Source organism: Trinickia caryophylli, from assembly GCF_034424545.1.
In the GTDB taxonomy this organism is placed as follows: Bacteria; Pseudomonadota; Gammaproteobacteria; order Burkholderiales; family Burkholderiaceae; genus Trinickia; species Trinickia caryophylli.
Genome location: NZ_CP139971.1, coordinates 617,916 through 634,850, shown reverse-complemented (window position 1 = coordinate 634,850; position 16,935 = coordinate 617,916). Strand labels below are relative to the sequence as shown.

At 65.2% G+C, this 16,935-nt stretch carries 15 protein-coding genes; 10 read left to right on the top strand and 5 right to left on the bottom strand.

Features of this window, described 5'->3' with window-relative positions:
• The first annotated feature begins 14 nt into the window (after positions 1-14).
• Together U0034_RS22035 and U0034_RS22030 are read left to right on the top strand one after the other, a co-directional pair.
• The gene (locus U0034_RS22035) at positions 15-467 is read left to right on the top strand and encodes a response regulator (RefSeq protein ID WP_085224784.1); all 453 of its coding nucleotides are present in this window, start codon (positions 15-17) and stop codon (positions 465-467) included.
• A complete protein-coding gene (locus U0034_RS22030) occupies positions 464-1,555 on the top strand; it encodes an ATP-binding response regulator (protein ID WP_085224786.1) in 1,092 nt (363 codons plus the stop codon). The genes U0034_RS22035 and U0034_RS22030 overlap by 4 nt, the downstream gene beginning before the upstream one ends.
• Before the next feature lie 180 nt (positions 1,556-1,735).
• Here the strand turns inward: U0034_RS22030 and U0034_RS22025 are convergent, their stop codons facing one another.
• Positions 1,736-3,826 (bottom strand): hypothetical protein, encoded by a 2,091-nt coding sequence (locus U0034_RS22025; RefSeq protein WP_139831110.1) that lies wholly within the window; start codon positions 3,824-3,826, stop codon positions 1,736-1,738.
• 389 nt (positions 3,827-4,215) lie between these two features.
• Between U0034_RS22025 and U0034_RS22020 the strand changes: the two genes are divergently transcribed.
• Complete coding sequence (locus U0034_RS22020; protein ID WP_085224791.1) at positions 4,216-5,379, top strand: AAA family ATPase; 1,164 nt, start codon at positions 4,216-4,218, stop codon at positions 5,377-5,379.
• A 30-nt stretch (positions 5,380-5,409) separates the two neighbouring features.
• Here U0034_RS22020 and ehuA read toward each other — a convergent pair whose 3' ends face one another.
• From ehuA to ehuB, 4 genes are all read right to left on the bottom strand, one after another.
• The gene (gene ehuA / locus U0034_RS22015; protein ID WP_085224793.1) at positions 5,410-6,318 is read right to left on the bottom strand and encodes an ectoine/hydroxyectoine ABC transporter ATP-binding protein EhuA; all 909 of its coding nucleotides are present in this window, start codon (positions 6,316-6,318) and stop codon (positions 5,410-5,412) included.
• The gene (gene ehuD / locus U0034_RS22010) at positions 6,315-6,974 is read right to left on the bottom strand and encodes an ectoine/hydroxyectoine ABC transporter permease subunit EhuD (protein ID WP_199187039.1); all 660 of its coding nucleotides are present in this window, start codon (positions 6,972-6,974) and stop codon (positions 6,315-6,317) included. The genes ehuA and ehuD overlap by 4 nt, the downstream gene beginning before the upstream one ends.
• Positions 6,975-6,979: 5 nt before the next feature.
• On the bottom strand, positions 6,980-7,645 hold the full coding sequence (gene ehuC, locus U0034_RS22005; RefSeq protein ID WP_085224797.1) for an ectoine/hydroxyectoine ABC transporter permease subunit EhuC: 666 nt from the start codon (positions 7,643-7,645) through the stop codon (positions 6,980-6,982).
• 135 nt (positions 7,646-7,780) lie between these two features.
• A complete protein-coding gene (gene ehuB, locus U0034_RS22000) occupies positions 7,781-8,614 on the bottom strand; it encodes an ectoine/hydroxyectoine ABC transporter substrate-binding protein EhuB (RefSeq protein WP_102622885.1) in 834 nt (277 codons plus the stop codon).
• A 234-nt stretch (positions 8,615-8,848) separates the two neighbouring features.
• Here ehuB and ehuR point away from each other — a divergent pair, with 234 nt between their 5' ends.
• The 7 genes from ehuR to U0034_RS21965 all read left to right on the top strand — a co-directional run bounded on the left by ehuR (position 8,849) and on the right by U0034_RS21965 (position 16,934).
• Entirely contained in the window at positions 8,849-10,249 is a 1,401-nt protein-coding gene (ehuR, locus tag U0034_RS21995; protein ID WP_085225438.1) for a MocR-like ectoine utilization transcription factor EhuR, read from the top strand.
• A 139-nt stretch (positions 10,250-10,388) separates the two neighbouring features.
• A complete protein-coding gene (gene eutB / locus U0034_RS21990; RefSeq protein WP_085224801.1) occupies positions 10,389-11,423 on the top strand; it encodes a hydroxyectoine utilization dehydratase EutB in 1,035 nt (344 codons plus the stop codon).
• Positions 11,420-12,421, top strand: coding sequence for a cyclodeaminase (locus tag U0034_RS21985; RefSeq protein WP_085224802.1), 1,002 nt, complete (start codon positions 11,420-11,422; stop codon positions 12,419-12,421). Before eutB ends, U0034_RS21985 begins: the two co-directional genes overlap by 4 nt.
• Positions 12,422-12,464: 43 nt before the next feature.
• The gene (doeA, locus tag U0034_RS21980) at positions 12,465-13,715 is read left to right on the top strand and encodes an ectoine hydrolase DoeA (RefSeq protein WP_085225440.1); all 1,251 of its coding nucleotides are present in this window, start codon (positions 12,465-12,467) and stop codon (positions 13,713-13,715) included.
• Between the two features lie 6 nt (positions 13,716-13,721).
• Positions 13,722-14,756: a N(2)-acetyl-L-2,4-diaminobutanoate deacetylase DoeB gene (doeB, locus tag U0034_RS21975; protein ID WP_085224804.1), complete on the top strand. Its 1,035-nt coding sequence runs from the start codon at positions 13,722-13,724 to the stop codon at positions 14,754-14,756.
• 25 nt (positions 14,757-14,781) lie between these two features.
• Positions 14,782-15,279 (top strand): Lrp/AsnC family transcriptional regulator, encoded by a 498-nt coding sequence (locus tag U0034_RS21970; protein ID WP_085225442.1) that lies wholly within the window; start codon positions 14,782-14,784, stop codon positions 15,277-15,279.
• Between the two features lie 146 nt (positions 15,280-15,425).
• The gene (locus tag U0034_RS21965; protein ID WP_085225444.1) at positions 15,426-16,934 is read left to right on the top strand and encodes an NAD-dependent succinate-semialdehyde dehydrogenase; all 1,509 of its coding nucleotides are present in this window, start codon (positions 15,426-15,428) and stop codon (positions 16,932-16,934) included.
• Position 16,935 lies beyond the last annotated feature (1 nt).

Below are 16,935 nucleotides of genomic sequence, written 5' to 3'. Positions count from 1 at the left end.
TTCCGGAGAAATCCATGCTTTGCGATGCCAATGGCAACCTCGTCCACATCCTGCTCGTGGAAGACAGCCCGACCGACGTCATGTTGACGAAGGAAGCCATGGAGCAGTACAAGGTGCTCAATCCGCTTCATATCGCCGAAGACGGCGTGGAAGCCATGGCTTACCTGAAGCGCGAGGGCAAGTACGCGTCGGCGCAACGCCCCGGCCTCATCATTCTCGACCTCAACCTGCCCCGCAAGAGCGGGCGCGAGGTGCTGCGGGATCTGAAGTCGGATCCGGAGCTGATGAACATTCCGGTCGTCATCCTGACTACCTCGAAATCCGAAGAGGACGTGGCTAAATCGTACGGCCTGCACGCGAACTGCTACATTACCAAGCCCGTGGACTTCGAGAAGTTCATCCAGGTCGTGCGCAGCATCAACGATTTCTGGTTCGGCGTGGTGACGCTGCCTCCTGTCAAATCGTGAGCGAGCCGGCCGTGATCGAAATCCTCCTCGTCGAAGACAGTCCCACCGACGCGCTGCTGATCGGTGAAGCGCTGGCCGACATCGGCGAGTTCGAGCACCGGCTCACGCATGCCGAGCTGCTTGCCGATGCCCTCGCGCATACGGAAGCAACGCGCTTCGACGTAGTCCTGCTCGATCTGGGTCTGCCCGATGCGCAGGGCATCGCCACTTTCCAGGCGTTTCATTGCGTGGCGCCGGATGTGCCGGTGCTCGTGCTGACTGGCCTGGACGACACCTCGGTCGGTTTTGCCGCCATTCAGGAGGGCGCGCAGGACTATCTGCTCAAAAAGGCCATCGAAGCACCGGTGCTCGCGCGCGCGATCCGCTACGCGATCGAGCGGCACCGCGCCGCCGCGGCGCTGCGCGCGTCACGCGAGGAACTGCAGCGGCTTTCCACCTACATCGAGCACATTCGAGAAGAAGAGAAGACGCGGATCGCGCGCGAGCTTCACGACGATCTCGGGCAACTGCTGACCGCGCTCAAGATGGAAACGACGCAATTGGACCGCACGCTCCAGGGCGCGGGCGTCGATACTTCGGGCACCGGGTTGCGCAACGTCTACGGGATCATCGATCAGCTCGTGAGTTCGGTGCGGCGCATCGCGGCCGATCTGCGCCCCGTGATGCTCGACGATCTGGGTCCCGTGCCCGCCATCGACTGGTTCATCCATGAGTTTTCGAAACGACATGGCGTGGTGGTCAATGCGACGCTCGATCCGGGCGACGTCGCCTTCAATCGGACGAGCGGCACCGAGGTGTTTCGGATGGTGCAGGAAGCCCTGACGAACATCGCGCGCCACTCGGGTGCGACCGAGGCTAGCGTATCGATCGCGCGCGTGGCCCCACACTGCATCGTGCGCATTGCGGATAACGGCCATGGGATGCCCGAGGGCGCCCGGCCGGGGCGCAATTCGTTCGGGCTGCTCGGCATGCGCGAGCGCGCCGCGCGGCTTGGCGGCAGTATCGAGATCGATACGGGCCCGGCGCGCGGATTTGCCTTGACGATCACGCTCCCGCTCGCCGAGGTCGAAAAAGAGGAAAACGGCTAGCGCGGAAACGACGACTTCCGAATGGCGGCGAGGCGCCGTTCGGAAATCGACGAAACCAGCGGGCGCAATGGTTCGTCGGCGATGCTCGTCGCTCGCCGCTCGTGCCCGCGCGCCCGCTCGTGAGTCGCGGACATGCCCCAGGCAGCGCCGGGGCATGTCTGAACCCGATCTCGGACCGCTTCAGACCTCTTCGATCGTCGGGCGTGCGTTGGCAAGGGCTGCGCGCTCGGCCAGAGTCGGTTCACGTCCCGCCATCCGAGCGAACAAGTCCACCGTGGCGTTCATCAGGTCCGTGATTTTCTTGCCCGTGGTGAACGTCAATTCGATGCCCGGATGCTCGATCTTCCGCAATTCGTCCTCGGTGATCTTCACGGATTCGTCCGGTTTGCCCTCATTGATGTTGTCGATACGCTGACGCGCCTTGTCGAGGATCATTGCGGCGATGAGGCGCTCCTTGTTCGCATCGCTCGTGAAGCCGAGGCGCCCGAACTTGCTCGTGAGAATGCCTGTGCCGAGGCTTAGCACTTCGGTCGGCGTATTCGTGGCGATGTTGCCGATCTTCAGCACCATTTCGGAGATCAAATGCGCACGTGCCAGCGGCATGAAGACACCGAAGTTGGCGGCTAGGCTAAGCACCTGTCCGATGCCCATCGAGGTGATCGTCTGGCTTACGCCGGGCATTGTGTCGAGCGCGCCTTGAACGTCCCGATCGACCTCTTTCGCCAGCGCGGCTGCAGTCTGCGCGCGATTCAACGACGCCGGGCCCGCCTCGGGCGTGCTGAAGAAGGCGTTCCTGCGTTGTTGGAGAACGCCGGCTACCATCTCGTTTTGAGCGTGTGCCACTTCGAGCGGCGCCATCGCCGCCGATGTGGCGGTCGCGAGCGCGTTGGTCGCGGTGCCCCCCGCTATTGCTAAGCCGCTCTTCGAAAGCTGCATTGCGTTGTTTAGCACCGACCCCAGCGCGGCGATCAGGCCGGATGTTGCGGCGTCCTTCATGTCGTCGATGAACGCTTCGCGAGATTCGGGCAACAAGCTGTTGCCTCTCAGCTTTTCGATGATGCGCTTGACGATGCCCGAGTCGAAGATTTCAGCCGGCATCGGTACGACCGACTGCGAGGCCACTTCCAGGAAGTCTTTGAGCGCGGGCTTCTTCCCCAGCTTGCGGTCCAGCATCTTCGTTTCGGGCTTGATGGCCCATTGATCGATTGCGCCGGCGATCGCCGAACTGCCAATGACGCTCAACGCCATTGCCGCGCCGAGTTGCCAGTCGAATGTTTTCTGGTTGAATACGGTATTGACGGCATGGGCACCAAGGCGCCCCCGCAATTCAAGCGTGGCGGGCCAGAGGTGCGCCGGCTCATGATCGTTGAAGGCCCGTTCGATCAATTGCTTCAGCGGCCCGTGATCGCTTTCGACACGATAGGCCACATCCTGCAGGAATGCGAATGGATGAACGTCGGGTGACGCCTTTGCGGCCGCCGGTGCTGCGTCCGGGTGCTCGCGGGTCGAATCGGCGCGGAGCCGGCTCAGGTCGAGGTCGAGCCGCGCGCCCTCGGAAAATCCTCGTGCGCCGTTCTTGATGGCTTGTCTCGCGGTGTACGTTTTCAGATCGATATCGACTGAAATCGGTTGCTCGGAGTCGTCGACATCGATTTGGCGTACCTTGCACCCGTATTCGAACTGCTTCGCCTGCAGCAACACTGCCGCTTCGAGGGGAAGCGAAAGCGAAGCACCGTTTGGTACGCCGAGCCGGGCGAGCTCGCCGGGGTACTTCGCGTCGACGAATTTGAGCACCGCGTCGATGAACGGATCACCGGAGCTCAGGCTGCCGTCGGCGCCGCGCCGAAGCGTCGCCTTTGCCGCGCTGGGCTGTTTGAGCTGGTCGACGGACAACAGCGCCTTGACCTGCTCCAGGTGGTCCGATTGCGTGGTTCGCCTGGCTTCCAAGAGGTGCGGTATGGCGCGCTGAAGAAACGCGAGGTTCGTGCGCGCTGCGGCGCTCCGATCCTTCTTGCCTTCGCTCACCCATTGCCGGTTCACGTGTTCTATCATCCGGCCCTGCATCTTCAGCAATGTCGCGCTGCGCGGCTGGGGCGAATCGGTGGCAGGCATATTCCCGGAGGCGCTGCTCGACCTGCGCGAGGAGAGCGGCGAGTCGGGACGACGCTTGCTCGTGCCGGAGGTAGTGGCGACGAGCGCGTCTATGTCGATGGCGATGTGATCGGGGGAGACGGCGTGCGCGGAAGCAGGGGATGAAACAGACTTGACCATGGAGTGGGAGTCCTCTGTTGAGTTAAGGAAGGTGATAAAGGAGCGGTGCGTTCTGCGGTGCGCCGCTCGAGTGAAGTCGAGCAGGATAGTCGGACGCGTTCATGTACCGTTTCAGGGCGGCGAAATCGAGTGTCCAGGCGCGAAATATTCATCGCCCGGCGGTTCGCGCATTTGCGAGTCGCGTTGGGCAAACATGCCGAGTCATCGTTGCTATCGCGACTGCCGCAGGCTTCGCGCGAACGCGTGCACCCCGCTCGCGAGCGCGGATCGGCCCCCGGGGCCGCTTAACGTGCTTTCGACGTGCACGGGTCCGTCAGGTGCGGCAGCCAGCGCTACAATCGATAGCAGCCCGCGCGCAGTCGGCGCCGGTCGGCATAACGGAGAGGATCATGTTGACAGCGCTTGCCATCGCCAACTATCGCTCGCTGCGCGAGCTGATCGTGCCGCTCGGTGCGCTCAATATCGTCACAGGGCCCAACGGCAGCGGAAAATCGAATCTCTATCGCGCATTACGGCTTCTCGCGTTGACGGCCAAAGGCGGCGTCATTCCTTCGCTGGCCCGCGAGGGCGGACTGCATTCGACGTTGTGGGCCGGCCCTGATCGGTTCTCGCGTGCGGTGCGCGCGGGCGAGCAGCCGGCGCAGCCCACCGTGCGCAAGGACCCCGTGAGCCTGCGCCTCGGCTTCGCGAGCGATGCGTTCGGTTACGCGATCGATCTGGGTCTGCCGCAGCCAAGCAGCTCGCAGTTTCTGCTCGACCCGATCATCAAGCGCGAATGCATTTGGAACGGGCCGCTGTTGCGGCCTTCGGCGCTGCTCGTGGACCGACAGGGTGCGACGATCCGCACCCGCGTAGAACACGGGGAATGGTGGACGGTTGCGCAGCCCGTCGCGAGCTTCGACAGCATGCTGACCGAATTCGCCGATCCGAAAAGCGCGCCGGAAATGATCGCGGTGCGCGAGCAGATCCGCTCGTGGCGGTTCTACGATCACTTCCGCACGGATGCCGACGCGCCTGCGCGGCAGCCTCAAATCGGCACCCACACGCCGGTGCTGGCCGACGACGGTGCGGACCTTGCAGCCGCGTTGCAGACCATCCGCGAAATCGGAGATGGCAACGCGCTCGACGCGGCCGTGGACGATGCATTCCCCGGCGCGCGCGTGACGGTAACAAGCCATGAGGGCCGTTTCGAACTCGTCATGCATCAAGACGGCTTGCTACGCCCGCTGAAAGCCGGAGAGCTGTCGGACGGCACGCTGCGCTACCTGTTGCTCGTGGCCGCATTGCTGAGCCCGCGCCCGCCCGCGCTGCTCGTACTGAACGAGCCCGAAACGAGCCTGCATCCCGATCTGCTGGCCGCGCTGGCGCGCCTCGTCGCGGCGGCCTCGCGCCATTCGCAGGTGCTCGTGGTCTCGCACGCGGCGCGGCTCGTGGCCGCACTCGAACGCGAGGCCGAAAGCCGGTCGATCGTGCTCGAAAAGGTGCTCGGTGCGACGCAGATCGTCGATGCCGACGCGCTCGACCTTCCACCCTGGAAGTGGCCCGCGCGCTGAATCGTCGACCTGCAACGGCGCCGCGTTTCTTCAGAGCGATTCGCGCACCGCTCGCAGAAACTGCTGCGTTCTTTCGTGCTGCGGTGCCGAGAAGAACGTTTGTGGCGGTGCCTGCTCGATGATCTTTCCCTGCGAGAAGAAGCAGACGCGGTCGGCAAATTCCTTCGCGAAACCCATCTGATGCGTGACCATCAGCATCGTCAGATTGTGCTCCTCGCCGAGCTTGCGGATTACGTTGAGCACTTCCCCGCACAGTTCGGGGTCGAGCGCCGAAGTCACCTCATCGAACAGCATGACCTTCGGGCGCATCGCGAGCGCGCGTGCGATCGCAACGCGCTGTTGCTGGCCGCCCGAAAGTTGCGACGGGTAATGATCGCACTTGTCGGCCAGGCCGACGAGCGACAACAGGTCCTTCGCCCTCTCGATGGCCTCCTTGCGGCTCATGCCGAGCACGTGCATCGGCGCCTCGATCGTATTGTCGAGCGCGCTCATGTGCGGGAACAGATTGAAGCTTTGAAACACCATGCCAATCTTGCTGCGCACGGCGCGCAGATGCCGCGGCGAAGCCGGCACGAGCCTGCCGTTGCGGTGCATGTGCGTAAGCGGCTCGCCCTCGATCTCGATGACGCCGCTCGTCAGCGGATCGAGTGTCATCAGCACGCGCAATAGCGTCGATTTGCCCGAGCCGCTTGGCCCGATGATCGCTACCTTCTCGTTGGGCGCGACGTCGAGATCGAGCTCGTCGAGCACCGTGAGTGCTCCGTAGCGCTTCGTGACTTTCGACAGCCGCACCATCGGCGCGGGCTGCACGGCCGGCTCGTGCGGCAGCGCGCGGTCGCGCTTGCCGAGGGCGCGTTCGTCGTCTCGCTTCATCGGTTGCTCCGTGACTGAAGTGGTGGGAGTGGGGCCGGACAGCTGCACGTCATCGGGCGTATTCATGGCAGTCTCGCTGCGCGCTCCACTCGCCGCACGAGTGCGGCGAAGCTCACGCTGAGGATCAGGAAGAAGAGGCCCGCGAGCGTGATCGGCTCGAGATAGCGGAACGTGGTGGAGCCGATGTTCTTCGCCTGCTGCATCAGTTCGACCACCGTGATGGCCGAGAGCACGGGGGTGTCCTTGAACATCGCAACGAGATAGTTGCCGAGCGCGGGGATGATCGGACGCACAGCCTGCGGCAGCACGACGCCGCGATAGGTGCGCCACGGCGAGAGCGACAACGCGCAGGCGGCCTCCCACTGCCCGGGCGGCACGCCGTTCAGCCCTGCGCGGTAGACCTCCGACGTGTAGCACGCATAGTGCAGCGCGATGCCGAGGGTGCCCGCAGTCAATGCGGACATCGTCACGCCGTACACCGGCAGCACGTAGAAGAGCACGTAGACCTGGATCAGCAGCGGGGTGCTGCGAATGAATTCGACGATGAATCCGACCGTGTACGAGACGGGCTTGATGGCACTGCGCCGCAGCACGGCGAACACGAGCCCGAGCACGAGCGCGATCGCGAAGCCCACAAGGGTGATGGCGATCGTGTAGAGGGACGCGTGCACGAGTGCCGGAAAGATGCGTTCGGCATAGCCGAGATCGAAGAGGCGGTTGATATCGTTCATTTGGCGGCTCCGCTCGCGACGCGATTGCCGTGGCTCACACGCCGCTCGAAGCGGCGCATGACGCCGGCGAGCAGCTGCGCCAGGACGAAATAGATGACGAGCGTCAGCGCGAAAATTTCGGCCGTCTTGAACGTTGCCTCATCCAGTTGTCGCGCGCGGAACGACAGATCCGACAGAGTAATCAGCGAAACGAGCGAGGTGCCTTTCAAAAGCTCGATCATCAGGTTCGTGGCGGGCGGCAATGCGTTGATCATTGCCTGCGGAAGGACGATGCGGCGCATCCGTGTGAGCGGTGCCAGATTGAGCGCAAGGGCAGCCTCGTATTGCCCACCGGGCACCGAGCGCAGCGCGCCGCGCAGGATCTCCGAGCCATAAGCGCCGTAGTGCAGCCCAAGGCCGACAACGGCAACCGTAAGCGGCGTCATGTTGAGATTGAAAGGCGGCAGCGGCAGCACGAAGAAGAACCAGAAGAGCTGTACGAGCAGCGAGGTACCGCGAAACACTTCCACATAGACGTTCCCGATCCAGCGCACGGGTGCCCAGGGCGCAAGCTTTGCCCCTGTCGCGGCGAATGCCATCGCGATGGCGACCAGTGTGCTCGCGACGGCGATCTCGACGGTGACGAGCGTGCCGCGAAGCAGCAAGGGGAGCAGTTCTGACATGACGATTCCCTCGGATTTCCCTCGGTTCGGATGAAAACGGCCGCACGGCTGGCCGCTGGCGTCCGCGCCCCCGTGCCGCCCGTTCCGCTTGCGCCGCTGGCGCCTTTTGCGTCGGATCCGGCCGGCACGACCGCGCTACTTGCCCGAGCAGATCTGGGCGGCGGTTTTCGTGGTCAGGTTCGACTTGTCGAAACCGAACGGCGCGACCGTGTCCAGGTGATCGGGGGTGCCGAGCCAGGCGTGAAGCGCTTTGTTGACGGCCTCGCGCAGGTCGGCATCTTCCTGCCGGAAGGCGAGCGCGCCGTAGCCCGTGTGCTTCGGATCGTCGGCGAAACTGCTCGTGATCTCGACTTGTGCGGGGTCCTTTTTCGCGAGCGCCTTCATCGTCAGGCCGGTGCCGACTGCGGCATCGACGCGGCGCGCGCGTACGGCCTGCAACTGCGCCGTCGTGTCGGGCACCTGCAGTAACTGCTCGATTTTGACGCCGTCCTGTTGGGAATAGCCGACCTCCGCGGTGCCGGCCATGACTGCGAGCTTCGCGTCGGACAGTTTCGCGATGTCCTTGTAGCTGTGCAGGTTCTTCGGGTTGCCCTTTTGCACCAGCAGCGTGTCCTGGATCTGGTATTGCGGATCGGCGAACGCCACCTGCTGGCAGCGCTCGGGCGTGATGTACATACCCGCGGCGATCACGTCGAAGCGGCCCGCGCGCAGGCCCGGGATCAGCGAGCCCCATTCGGTCAGCACGCCATCGACCTGCTTCACGCCGAGCTTCGCGAAGATCTTCCTGGCGATTTCGGGCGACTCGCCGGTCACCTTGCCGTCGGGCGTGGTGTAGGCAAAAGGCGATTCGTTGGCATAGCCGATGCGCACGACACCCGTGCGCTGGATGCGCTGCAGCGTGGTTTCTGCCGAGGCGGCGGGAATGCAGGTAACGAACGCGGCTGCCGCGGCGCAACAGGCGGCGAGCATTCCCGACAATTGGCTGAACTGATTGGTTTTCATGACATTCCCGTACGTTGGAGGGTGAGTCCATTCGGCGGCGAACGCGCCGGCCGTCTGCGCGACAGGGGAGTCGAGGCCTGATGCCGTGCCCGAGCCGTGCGTGCAGCATACAAAGCCATTTTTTTGTTCCTCATTGCTCTAGGACAATAATTCCAATTGGCGATTGTGCCGCCCCATGTCGGGGCACCCGTGGAGGCGAATTTGATCGAGGAATGGCGTGAGGCCGTGCAGGCGGTGCACGGCGCGGAATCGAAGTACAAGCGGCTCGTGAAGGCCATCGCCGGCGACATCGAGCGCGCCCTGCTGCGGCCCGGCACGCGGCTGCCGCCGCAGCGCGATGTCGCGGCCGAACTGCGCATCAGCGTGCAGACCGTCACGAATGCCTACAAGGAGCTCGAGCGCCAGGGTCTGATCCGCTGCGAAGTCGGGCGCGGCAGCTTCGTCGCTCCGCGCGTGACCGAGAAAATGGCCAACTACATGCTCGATACGGCCGAGCGTTCCGTCGTCGATTTCTCGATTGCGCGCATCATCCACACGCCCGAACACGACACGCGGTGGCGTCAGGTCTGCGCCACGCTCGCGCGCATCGAGGATCAGCCGTGGATCCGCGCATTTCGGCCGATCGCGGGTTTCGAGCATCACCGCCGGGCTGGCGTGGCATGGATCGAGCGCCTTGGCATGCCGGCTTCGGCCGATACGCTGCTCGTCACCAATGGCGCCGCGCACGGGATTTTTCTCGCATTGGCCTCGCTCGTGCGCCCCGGCGATACGGTCGTATGCGAGAGCCTGACCGATCACGGGGTGATCGGCTCGGCGAACGTGCTCGGGTTTACGCTTAAGGGGCTCGAGATCGACGAGTTCGGCATTCATCCCGAGCATTTCGAAGAGCTCTGCGACAACGAGCGCGTGACCGCGCTCGTGTGCACCCCGACGCTGAACAATCCGACGATGGCGCTGATGCCGGAGTCGCGCCGGCGCGCGATTGCACGGATTGCCGAGCGCTACGGCGTGTACGTGATCGAGGACGACGTCTACGGTCCGTTACCGGTCAAGCCGTTGCCGCCGATCTCGAGCATGATCCCGGAGCTTTCCTTTTATTGCACGAGCTTGACGAAATCCGTGCTCGCGGGGCTGCGGATCGGTTATTTGGCGACACCGAGGCGCCTGGCGCTGCGCACCGAGAGCACGCTGCGCGTATCGAGCTGGATGGCCACTTCGCCGATGGCGGAGATCGCCACGCGCTGGATCGACGACGGCACGGCCGCGCGTCTCGTCGAGGTGCAGCGGGAATGTCTCGCGCGCCGGCAGGCGCTCGTCAAGCAGATACTCGGGCACTACGTGCAGGGTGCGCATCCCCACGCCTTGTCGGTCTGGCTGCGCGTGCCCGAGCACTGGGAGGCCGACCACCTCGTGCGTGCATTGCGCAAGCGCGATATCGCCGTGACGTCGCCCGACCCGTTTCTCGTGCGCGGCGTGGAGAAGCGGCCGAACGCCGTGCGCCTGTGCGTCGGCGCGGAGATCGACGACGACGCGTTCGCCGAAGCGCTGAAAACCGTGCGCGAGGTGTTCGAGCAATACCCGCAGGTTCACGCCGTCGACTGAGCGCATCGCGCGTGTCGCGCCGGAAATGAACTAGGACAATCGGATTCTTTTTGCCGGACATTAGACTGGGCAGCACTGAATCGCCGCGGCATCGTGCAACCGTTGCGGCTTTGCTTTGCATCTTCGCGTGTACTCGCCCATGTCCGTGCTCTCGCTTGCCGACGTTTGTCTCGCGCGCCGCCGCCTCGAGGGGCGGGTCGCCCGCAGTCCCCTCGTGGAGTCGCCAGCCCTCTCGATCGTTGCGGGAACAACCGTTTACCTGAAGCTCGAAACGGTTCAACCGACCGGCAGCTTCAAGATCCGCGGTGCTACGAATGCGATCGCCGCGCTCGCGCAGCGCGGCGTCGAACGCGTCGTGACCGCATCCACGGGCAACCATGGCTGTGCGGTGGCGTATGCCGCACGGGCCGCGGGCGTCGATGCGATCGTATGCCTCTCGTCGCTCGTTCCGGCCAACAAGGTCGAAGCGGTACGCGCGCTCGGCGCGCAAGTGCGGATCGTCGGCAAGAGCCAGGACGACGCCGAGCGTGAGGCGCAACGGCTGGCCTCGAGCGGGGCGCTCGCTTATGTGCCGCCGTTCGACGATCTCCACGTCATCGCGGGGCAGGCGACGATCGGCCTCGAAATCGTGGAGGCGCTGCCGGACGTCTCGCAGATCGTCGTGCCGCTTTCGGGCGGTGGCCTTTTCTCGGGCGTCGCATTTGCCGCAAAGCAATGCGCGCCCGATACCCGGCTCATCGGCGTGACCATGCGCCGCGGTGCCGCGATGCATGCGAGCCTTGGCGCGGGCAAACCCGTGCTCGTCGACGAACTCGAGACGCTGGCCGATTCGCTCGGCGGCGGCATCGGTCTCGCCAACCGCTTCACGTTTGCATTGACGCAGGCGCTGATCGACGAAGCACTGCTCGTCGAGGAGGAGGCGATCGCCGAGGCGCTCGTGCATGCATACCGGCACGAGCGCCTCGTCGTGGAGGGGGCGGCCGCTGTCGGCATTGCGGCCGTATCGACGGGCGCAGTCTCGGCGTCGGCGTCGGCGTCGGCCTCGGCTGCTTCGGCGCGCGATACACGGTGCGGCCCGCTCGTCATCGTCGTCACCGGGGCCAACATCGACATGGAATTGCATCGTCGCATCGTGCGGCAAGCGGCCGATGCGCATTCGGAGCCAATCCGATGAAACCCGTCGTTCTCGTCGGCGAAGCGACGCTTCGCGAACTCGTGCCGCTCGATCTGGCCGCGGTGGATCGCGTGGAGGGGGCATTCGCCGCGCTCGCCACGCAGGCCGTCGTCATGCCGCCGATCCTGCGCCTCGACCTGCCCGAGCATCGCGGCGAGGTGGACGTGAAAACAGCCTATTTGCCGCATCTCGATTCGTTTGCGATCAAGGTCAGCCCGGGCTTTTTCGACAACCCGTCAATCGGGCTGCCGAGCCTGAACGGGCTCATGCTCGTGCTCTCGGCGAAGACGGGCTTGACCGAGGCCGTCCTGCTCGACAACGGCTATCTGACGGCGGTGCGCACCGCCGCGGCGGGGGCGGTGGCGGCGCGGTGGCTCGCTCGGCCCGATGCGCGGCACGTCGCCCTGCTGGGCGCGGGCGAACAGGCGCGGCTGCAACTGCGCGCGCTGATGCTCGTGCGGGAGATCGCAACCGTGACGATATGGGCGCGCCGGCGCGAAGCCGCACAGGCGCTCGCGGCCGAGCTGGCCGAGCTGCCCGATACGTGCGGCCTGCGCTGCGAGGTGTCGCCGGACGTGCCGGGCGCGCTCGCGCAGGCCGATGTCGCGATCACCACCACGCCGAGCTGCGAGCCGCTCGTCCAGGCCAGTGCGCTCCATCCGGGGCTGCATATCACCGCGATGGGCTCCGACGCCGAGCACAAGAACGAGATCGCGCCCGCCGCATTGGCGGCTGCACGCTACGTGTGCGATCGGCTCGCGCAAACGCGGGTGCTGGGCGAACTGCACCACGCGATCGCGGCTGGTGCCGTGCCACGCGATGCGGCGTTCGCCGAGCTGGGGCAAGTCATCGCCGCTCAAGTGCCTGGGCGCACCGGCGCGTCGGACGTCACCATCTGCGATTTGACGGGCACGGGCGCGCAGGACACGGCAATCGCCGCGCTCGCGCTCGAGCGTGTGCGGGCACAGGGTGCCGGCCTCGCATTTCGCAATGAATGAAGCAGCAACGAACGCAACCAGTGTCCTGAGCCGAGAGGAAAACATGCTGGAACACACGAGAGAGCCGGAGCAGCGTAAGCAGGAACAGCGGGGCGCGCACGATGTTGTGCGCGGGCAGGTGAATCTGCCGTTCGAGCGCGCCGAGTACGACGCGCGCATCGCAAAAACGCGACGCGCGATGGCCGATGCCGGCATCGATCTGCTCATCGTCTCCGATCCGACGAACATGGCGTGGCTCACGGGCTACGACGGCTGGTCGTTCTACGTTCATCAGTGCGTGCTGCTCGCACTCGAGGGCGAGCCTGTCTGGTTCGGGCGCGGACAGGACGCCAATGGCGCAAAGCGCACGGTTTTCATGAACCACGCGCAAATCGTCGGCTACCCCGATCACTACGTTCAGTCGCGCGAGCGGCATCCGATGGATTATCTGTCGAGGGAGGTGGTGCTGGCGCGCGGCTGGGGCGGGGCGCGCATCGGCGTCGAACTCGATAATTACTACTTCAGCGCCGCGGCCCACGCGTCGCTCACGCGTCACCTGCCGGCCGCCCGGTGGGTGGATGCGACGGGGCTCGTCAACTGGCAACGGGCCGTGAAGTCGCCACGGGAAATCGAGTACATGCGCATCGCAGCGCGCATCGTCGAAAAGATGCACGCACACATCGTCGAGCGCATCGAGCCGGGCATGCGAAAGAACGATCTCGTGGCCGAAATCTACTCGGCCGGCATCGGCGGGGTGGACGGGTACGGCGGCGACTATCCGGCCATCGTGCCGCTGCTGCCGACCGGCGCCGATGCCGCCGCGCCCCATCTAACCTGGGACGATACCCCGTTCGCCGCCAATGCCGGCACGTTCTTCGAAATCGCGGGATGCTACCGGCGCTATCACTGTCCGCAATCGCGCACGGTCTATCTCGGCAAGCCGCCCGCGCACTTTCTCGAAGGGGAGCGCGCCGTGGTCGAGGGCATCGAGGCGGGGCTGGCCGCCGCGAGGCCCGGCAACACCTGCGAGGACATCGCTCGGGCCTTCTTCGCCGTGCTCGCCAGGTTCGGTATAGAGAAGAACAGCCGCTGCGGCTATCCGATCGGCGCGAGCTATCCGCCGGACTGGGGCGAGCGCACGATGAGCCTTCGGCCTGGCGACAAGACCGTACTCGAGCCCGGCATGACGTTCCATTTCATGCCGGGGCTCTGGCTCGACGACTGGGGGCTCGAGATCACGGAAAGCATCCTGATCACCGAGACGGGCGTCGAGACATTCTGCAACACGCCGCGGCGTCTGTTCGTCAAGGAGTGAGCGGTCATGCGCGCGTCTCCGATTCAAGCGACGATCGATTTCGAAGCCGAAGGCGAGCAGCATGGCTTTCTGAAGCTGCCGTATTCGCACGATGCATCGGCATGGGGGGCCGTGATGATTCCGATCACGGTCGTCAAGCGCGGCGAGGGGCCCACCGCGTTGTTGACGGGCGGCAATCATGGCGACGAATACGAAGGACCGATCGCGCTGACGAAACTCGCGTCCACGCTGAAGGCGCGCGAGGTCACCGGCCGCGTGATCGTCGTGCCGTTCATGAACTATCCGGCATTTCGCGCGGGCAGCCGCACGTCGCCGATCGATCGCGGCAACCTCAACCGCAGCTTCCCGGGCCGGCCCGACGGCAGCGTGACCGAGAAGATCGCCGACTATTTTCAGCGGCACCTGCTGCCGCTCGCCGACTACGTGCTCGACATTCATGCGGGCGGGCGCACGCTCGATCTCCTGCCTTTTGCAGCCATTCACGTCTTGCCCGACGCGGCTCAGCAGGCGCGCGCCGAAGCCGCGATGCGCGCATTCGGGGCGCCATATTCCATGCGCATGCTCGAACTCGACAGCGTCGGCCTGTTCGATACGGCGGCCGAAGAGGCGGGCAAGGTGTTCGTCACCACCGAACTCGGCGGCGGCGGCTCGGCCACCGCATCGAGCGTGCGGATCGCCGAGCGCGGCGTGCGCGGCTTTCTTGCCAACGCGGGTATTGGCGTGCGCGGCCGTGGTGCCGACGCAATCGCACGGACGACGACGCTGCTCGACATGCCCGATGGCGATTGCTACACGACGAGCGAGCACGAGGGGCTGCTGGAGATGTGCAAGGATCTCGGCGATACGGTCGAGGCCGGCGAGCTGATCGCACGCATTCATGACGCCACGCGAACGGGCGCGCGAGCGCGCGAGTATCGCGCCCGTCGAAGCGGCCTGCTGGCAGCCCGTCATTTCCCGGGGCTAGTCAGGATCGGTGACACGATCGCTGTCGTGGCCGAGGTGGTCGAGCGCGGCATCGCTGCCGGCTGCGCTGCGACGTGACGAGCGTGGCGGCGCCATGAGTGCGATCAAGCTCGACCGCTACGATCTCGCCATCCTGCGCATCCTCGCGCGCGACGGGCGCATGACGAAGTCCCGTCTCGCCGAAGAGGTCAATCTTTCTATTTCCCCGGCCTGGGAGCGGGTGAAGCGGCTCGAGGAGAGCGGCCTCATCCGCGGCTACCGGGCCGATATCGACTGGGCCGCCGCATTCAAGGGCAGCCGCATCGTCGTCGAAATCGCGCTCGCGCGCCACACCGCACAGGACATGCGCCGTTTCGAGGAACGCGTGGCGGCTGCGCCCGAGGTCGAACAGTGCTATGCGACGGGTGGCGGGGTCGATTACGTCATGCACGTCGCATCGCGCGATATCGACCACTACCAGCGCTTCATCGATTCGCTGCTGACGGACGAGCTCGGCATCGAACGCTACTTCACCTACGTCGTGACGAAAGTGGTCAAGCGCGAACCCGGCGCGATGCCTTCATGGGCCACCCCTTCGGGCGATCGGGCGGCATCAGAATGACCGTGGGCGGGAACGCGCCCGAAAAAACGTGGTTGCCGTGCGCGCCGAACAAGAAAAACGAGAATCGCCGCACCGTCGAACAAAAAATATCGCGGGCAAGCAACCCCTAAAGTGACTGCATGGATCGACGATTCAAGGAGCTCGCCATGTTATTGGGTCACCCCGTACTGATGAAGTCGCTTTGCTACATCGACGGCAAGTGGGTTCACAGCGACGATGCGAAGACGGTCGCTGTGGTCAATCCCGCCGATCGCGAGGTCATGGGCTACGTGCCGATGCTTGGCCGGGAGCAGATCGAGTCCGCGGTAGCCGCGGCGCAGCGCGCCTTCGGAGCGTGGCGGTTCACGCCCGTGAATCGCCGCGCGGCGGCGCTTGGACGGTGGCACGAACTCGTGCTTCGGCACCGCGAGGATCTGGCCGCCATTGTCTCGCTAGAGCAGGGCAAGCCGCTTGCCGAAGCGCGTGGAGAGATCGCCTACGCGGCGAGCTTCATCGAGTGGTTCGCGCATGAGGCAAGACGGCTGACAGGACGCAACATCGCCACTCACATCGACGATGCCCATCCGGGTACGGTTATCGAACCCGTCGGCGTGGCCGCGCTGATCACGCCCTGGAACTTTCCGGTGGCCATGATCACGCGCAAGGCGGCGGCGGCCATCGGGGCGGGCTGCTCCGTGGTCGTCAAGCCCGCGCACGAAACGCCGTTCTCGGCGCTTGCGCTCGCCCAACTGGCCGAAGAGGCGGGTTTCGCGCCGGGCCTTTTCAACGTCGTGCTGGGCGAGCCGCAGATGGCGATGGAAACGCTGGTCGGCGATCCGCGCGTGCGCGCGGTCAGCTTCACCGGCTCCACGCGCGTCGGCGCGCTGGTGACGCGAGCGGCCGCGCATTCGGGCATCAAGAAAATCGCGCTCGAGCTGGGTGGCAACGCCCCGTTCATCGTCGCGGCCGACGCCGATCTCGAGGAGGCCGTGCGTGTGGCCGTCGCCGCGAAGTTCCAGACCTCGGGCCAGGATTGCTGCGCGGCCAACCGCATCTTCGTCGCGCGCCCGCTCTATGAAGCATTCGTCGCCCGCTACAGCGACGCTGTGCGCGCGCTGAAGGTTGGGTCCGCATTCGAGCCCGATGTCGATGTCGGTCCGCTCATGCATCAAGCCGCGTTCGATGCGACGCTCGAGCGTGTGGCCGATGCGCGGCAGGCGGGCGCCCGCGTGACCGTGGGCGGTGCGCCGCATGCGCTCGGCGGGTGGTTCTTCGAGCCGACCGTGATTGCCGATGCCGCGCCAGGCATGCGCGTGTACGACGAGGAGAACTTCGCGCCGATTTCGGCGGTGCTTGCCTTCGACACGCTCGACGAGGCAGTCGAGCGCGCCAACGATACCGAATATGGTCTGGCCGCCTACGTCTGCTCGAACGACGTTCATACGGTGTTTCAGTTGATCCGCCGTCTCGATTTCGCGATGGTCTCGGTCAACGGTGCCAGGTTCACCGGCGCGCCAATCCCGTTCGGCGGCATGAAGGCGTCGGGCCTCGGCCGCGAAGGCGGCGCCGAAGGATTCGAGCCGTTCGTCGAAACGAAATATTTCTGCCTGGGGCAATTGGGGCTGCCGGGCATCGAAGCACCGGCGCCGATACGCGAGGCCGCACAGGCCATTTGAA

What these genes read in the sequence shown, in the direction of transcription:
- doeA (WP_085225440.1), top strand. Translation starts at nt 12,465, where the DNA reads ATGCTGGAACACACGAGAGAGCCGGAGCAGCGTAAGCAGGAACAGCGG.
- U0034_RS22035 (WP_085224784.1), top strand. Translation starts at nt 15, where the DNA reads ATGCTTTGCGATGCCAATGGCAACCTCGTCCACATCCTGCTCGTGGAA.
- U0034_RS22025 (WP_139831110.1), bottom strand. Translation starts at nt 3,826, where the DNA reads ATGGTCAAGTCTGTTTCATCCCCTGCTTCCGCGCACGCCGTCTCCCCC.
- ehuB (WP_102622885.1), bottom strand. Translation starts at nt 8,614, where the DNA reads ATGCTCGCCGCCTGTTGCGCCGCGGCAGCCGCGTTCGTTACCTGCATT.
- doeB (WP_085224804.1), top strand. Translation starts at nt 13,722, where the DNA reads ATGCGCGCGTCTCCGATTCAAGCGACGATCGATTTCGAAGCCGAAGGC.
- eutB (WP_085224801.1), top strand. Translation starts at nt 10,389, where the DNA reads ATGTCCGTGCTCTCGCTTGCCGACGTTTGTCTCGCGCGCCGCCGCCTC.
- U0034_RS22020 (WP_085224791.1), top strand. Translation starts at nt 4,216, where the DNA reads ATGTTGACAGCGCTTGCCATCGCCAACTATCGCTCGCTGCGCGAGCTG.
- U0034_RS21985 (WP_085224802.1), top strand. Translation starts at nt 11,420, where the DNA reads ATGAAACCCGTCGTTCTCGTCGGCGAAGCGACGCTTCGCGAACTCGTG.
- ehuA (WP_085224793.1), bottom strand. Translation starts at nt 6,318, where the DNA reads ATGAATACGCCCGATGACGTGCAGCTGTCCGGCCCCACTCCCACCACT.
- ehuC (WP_085224797.1), bottom strand. Translation starts at nt 7,645, where the DNA reads ATGTCAGAACTGCTCCCCTTGCTGCTTCGCGGCACGCTCGTCACCGTC.
- U0034_RS21965 (WP_085225444.1), top strand. Translation starts at nt 15,426, where the DNA reads ATGTTATTGGGTCACCCCGTACTGATGAAGTCGCTTTGCTACATCGAC.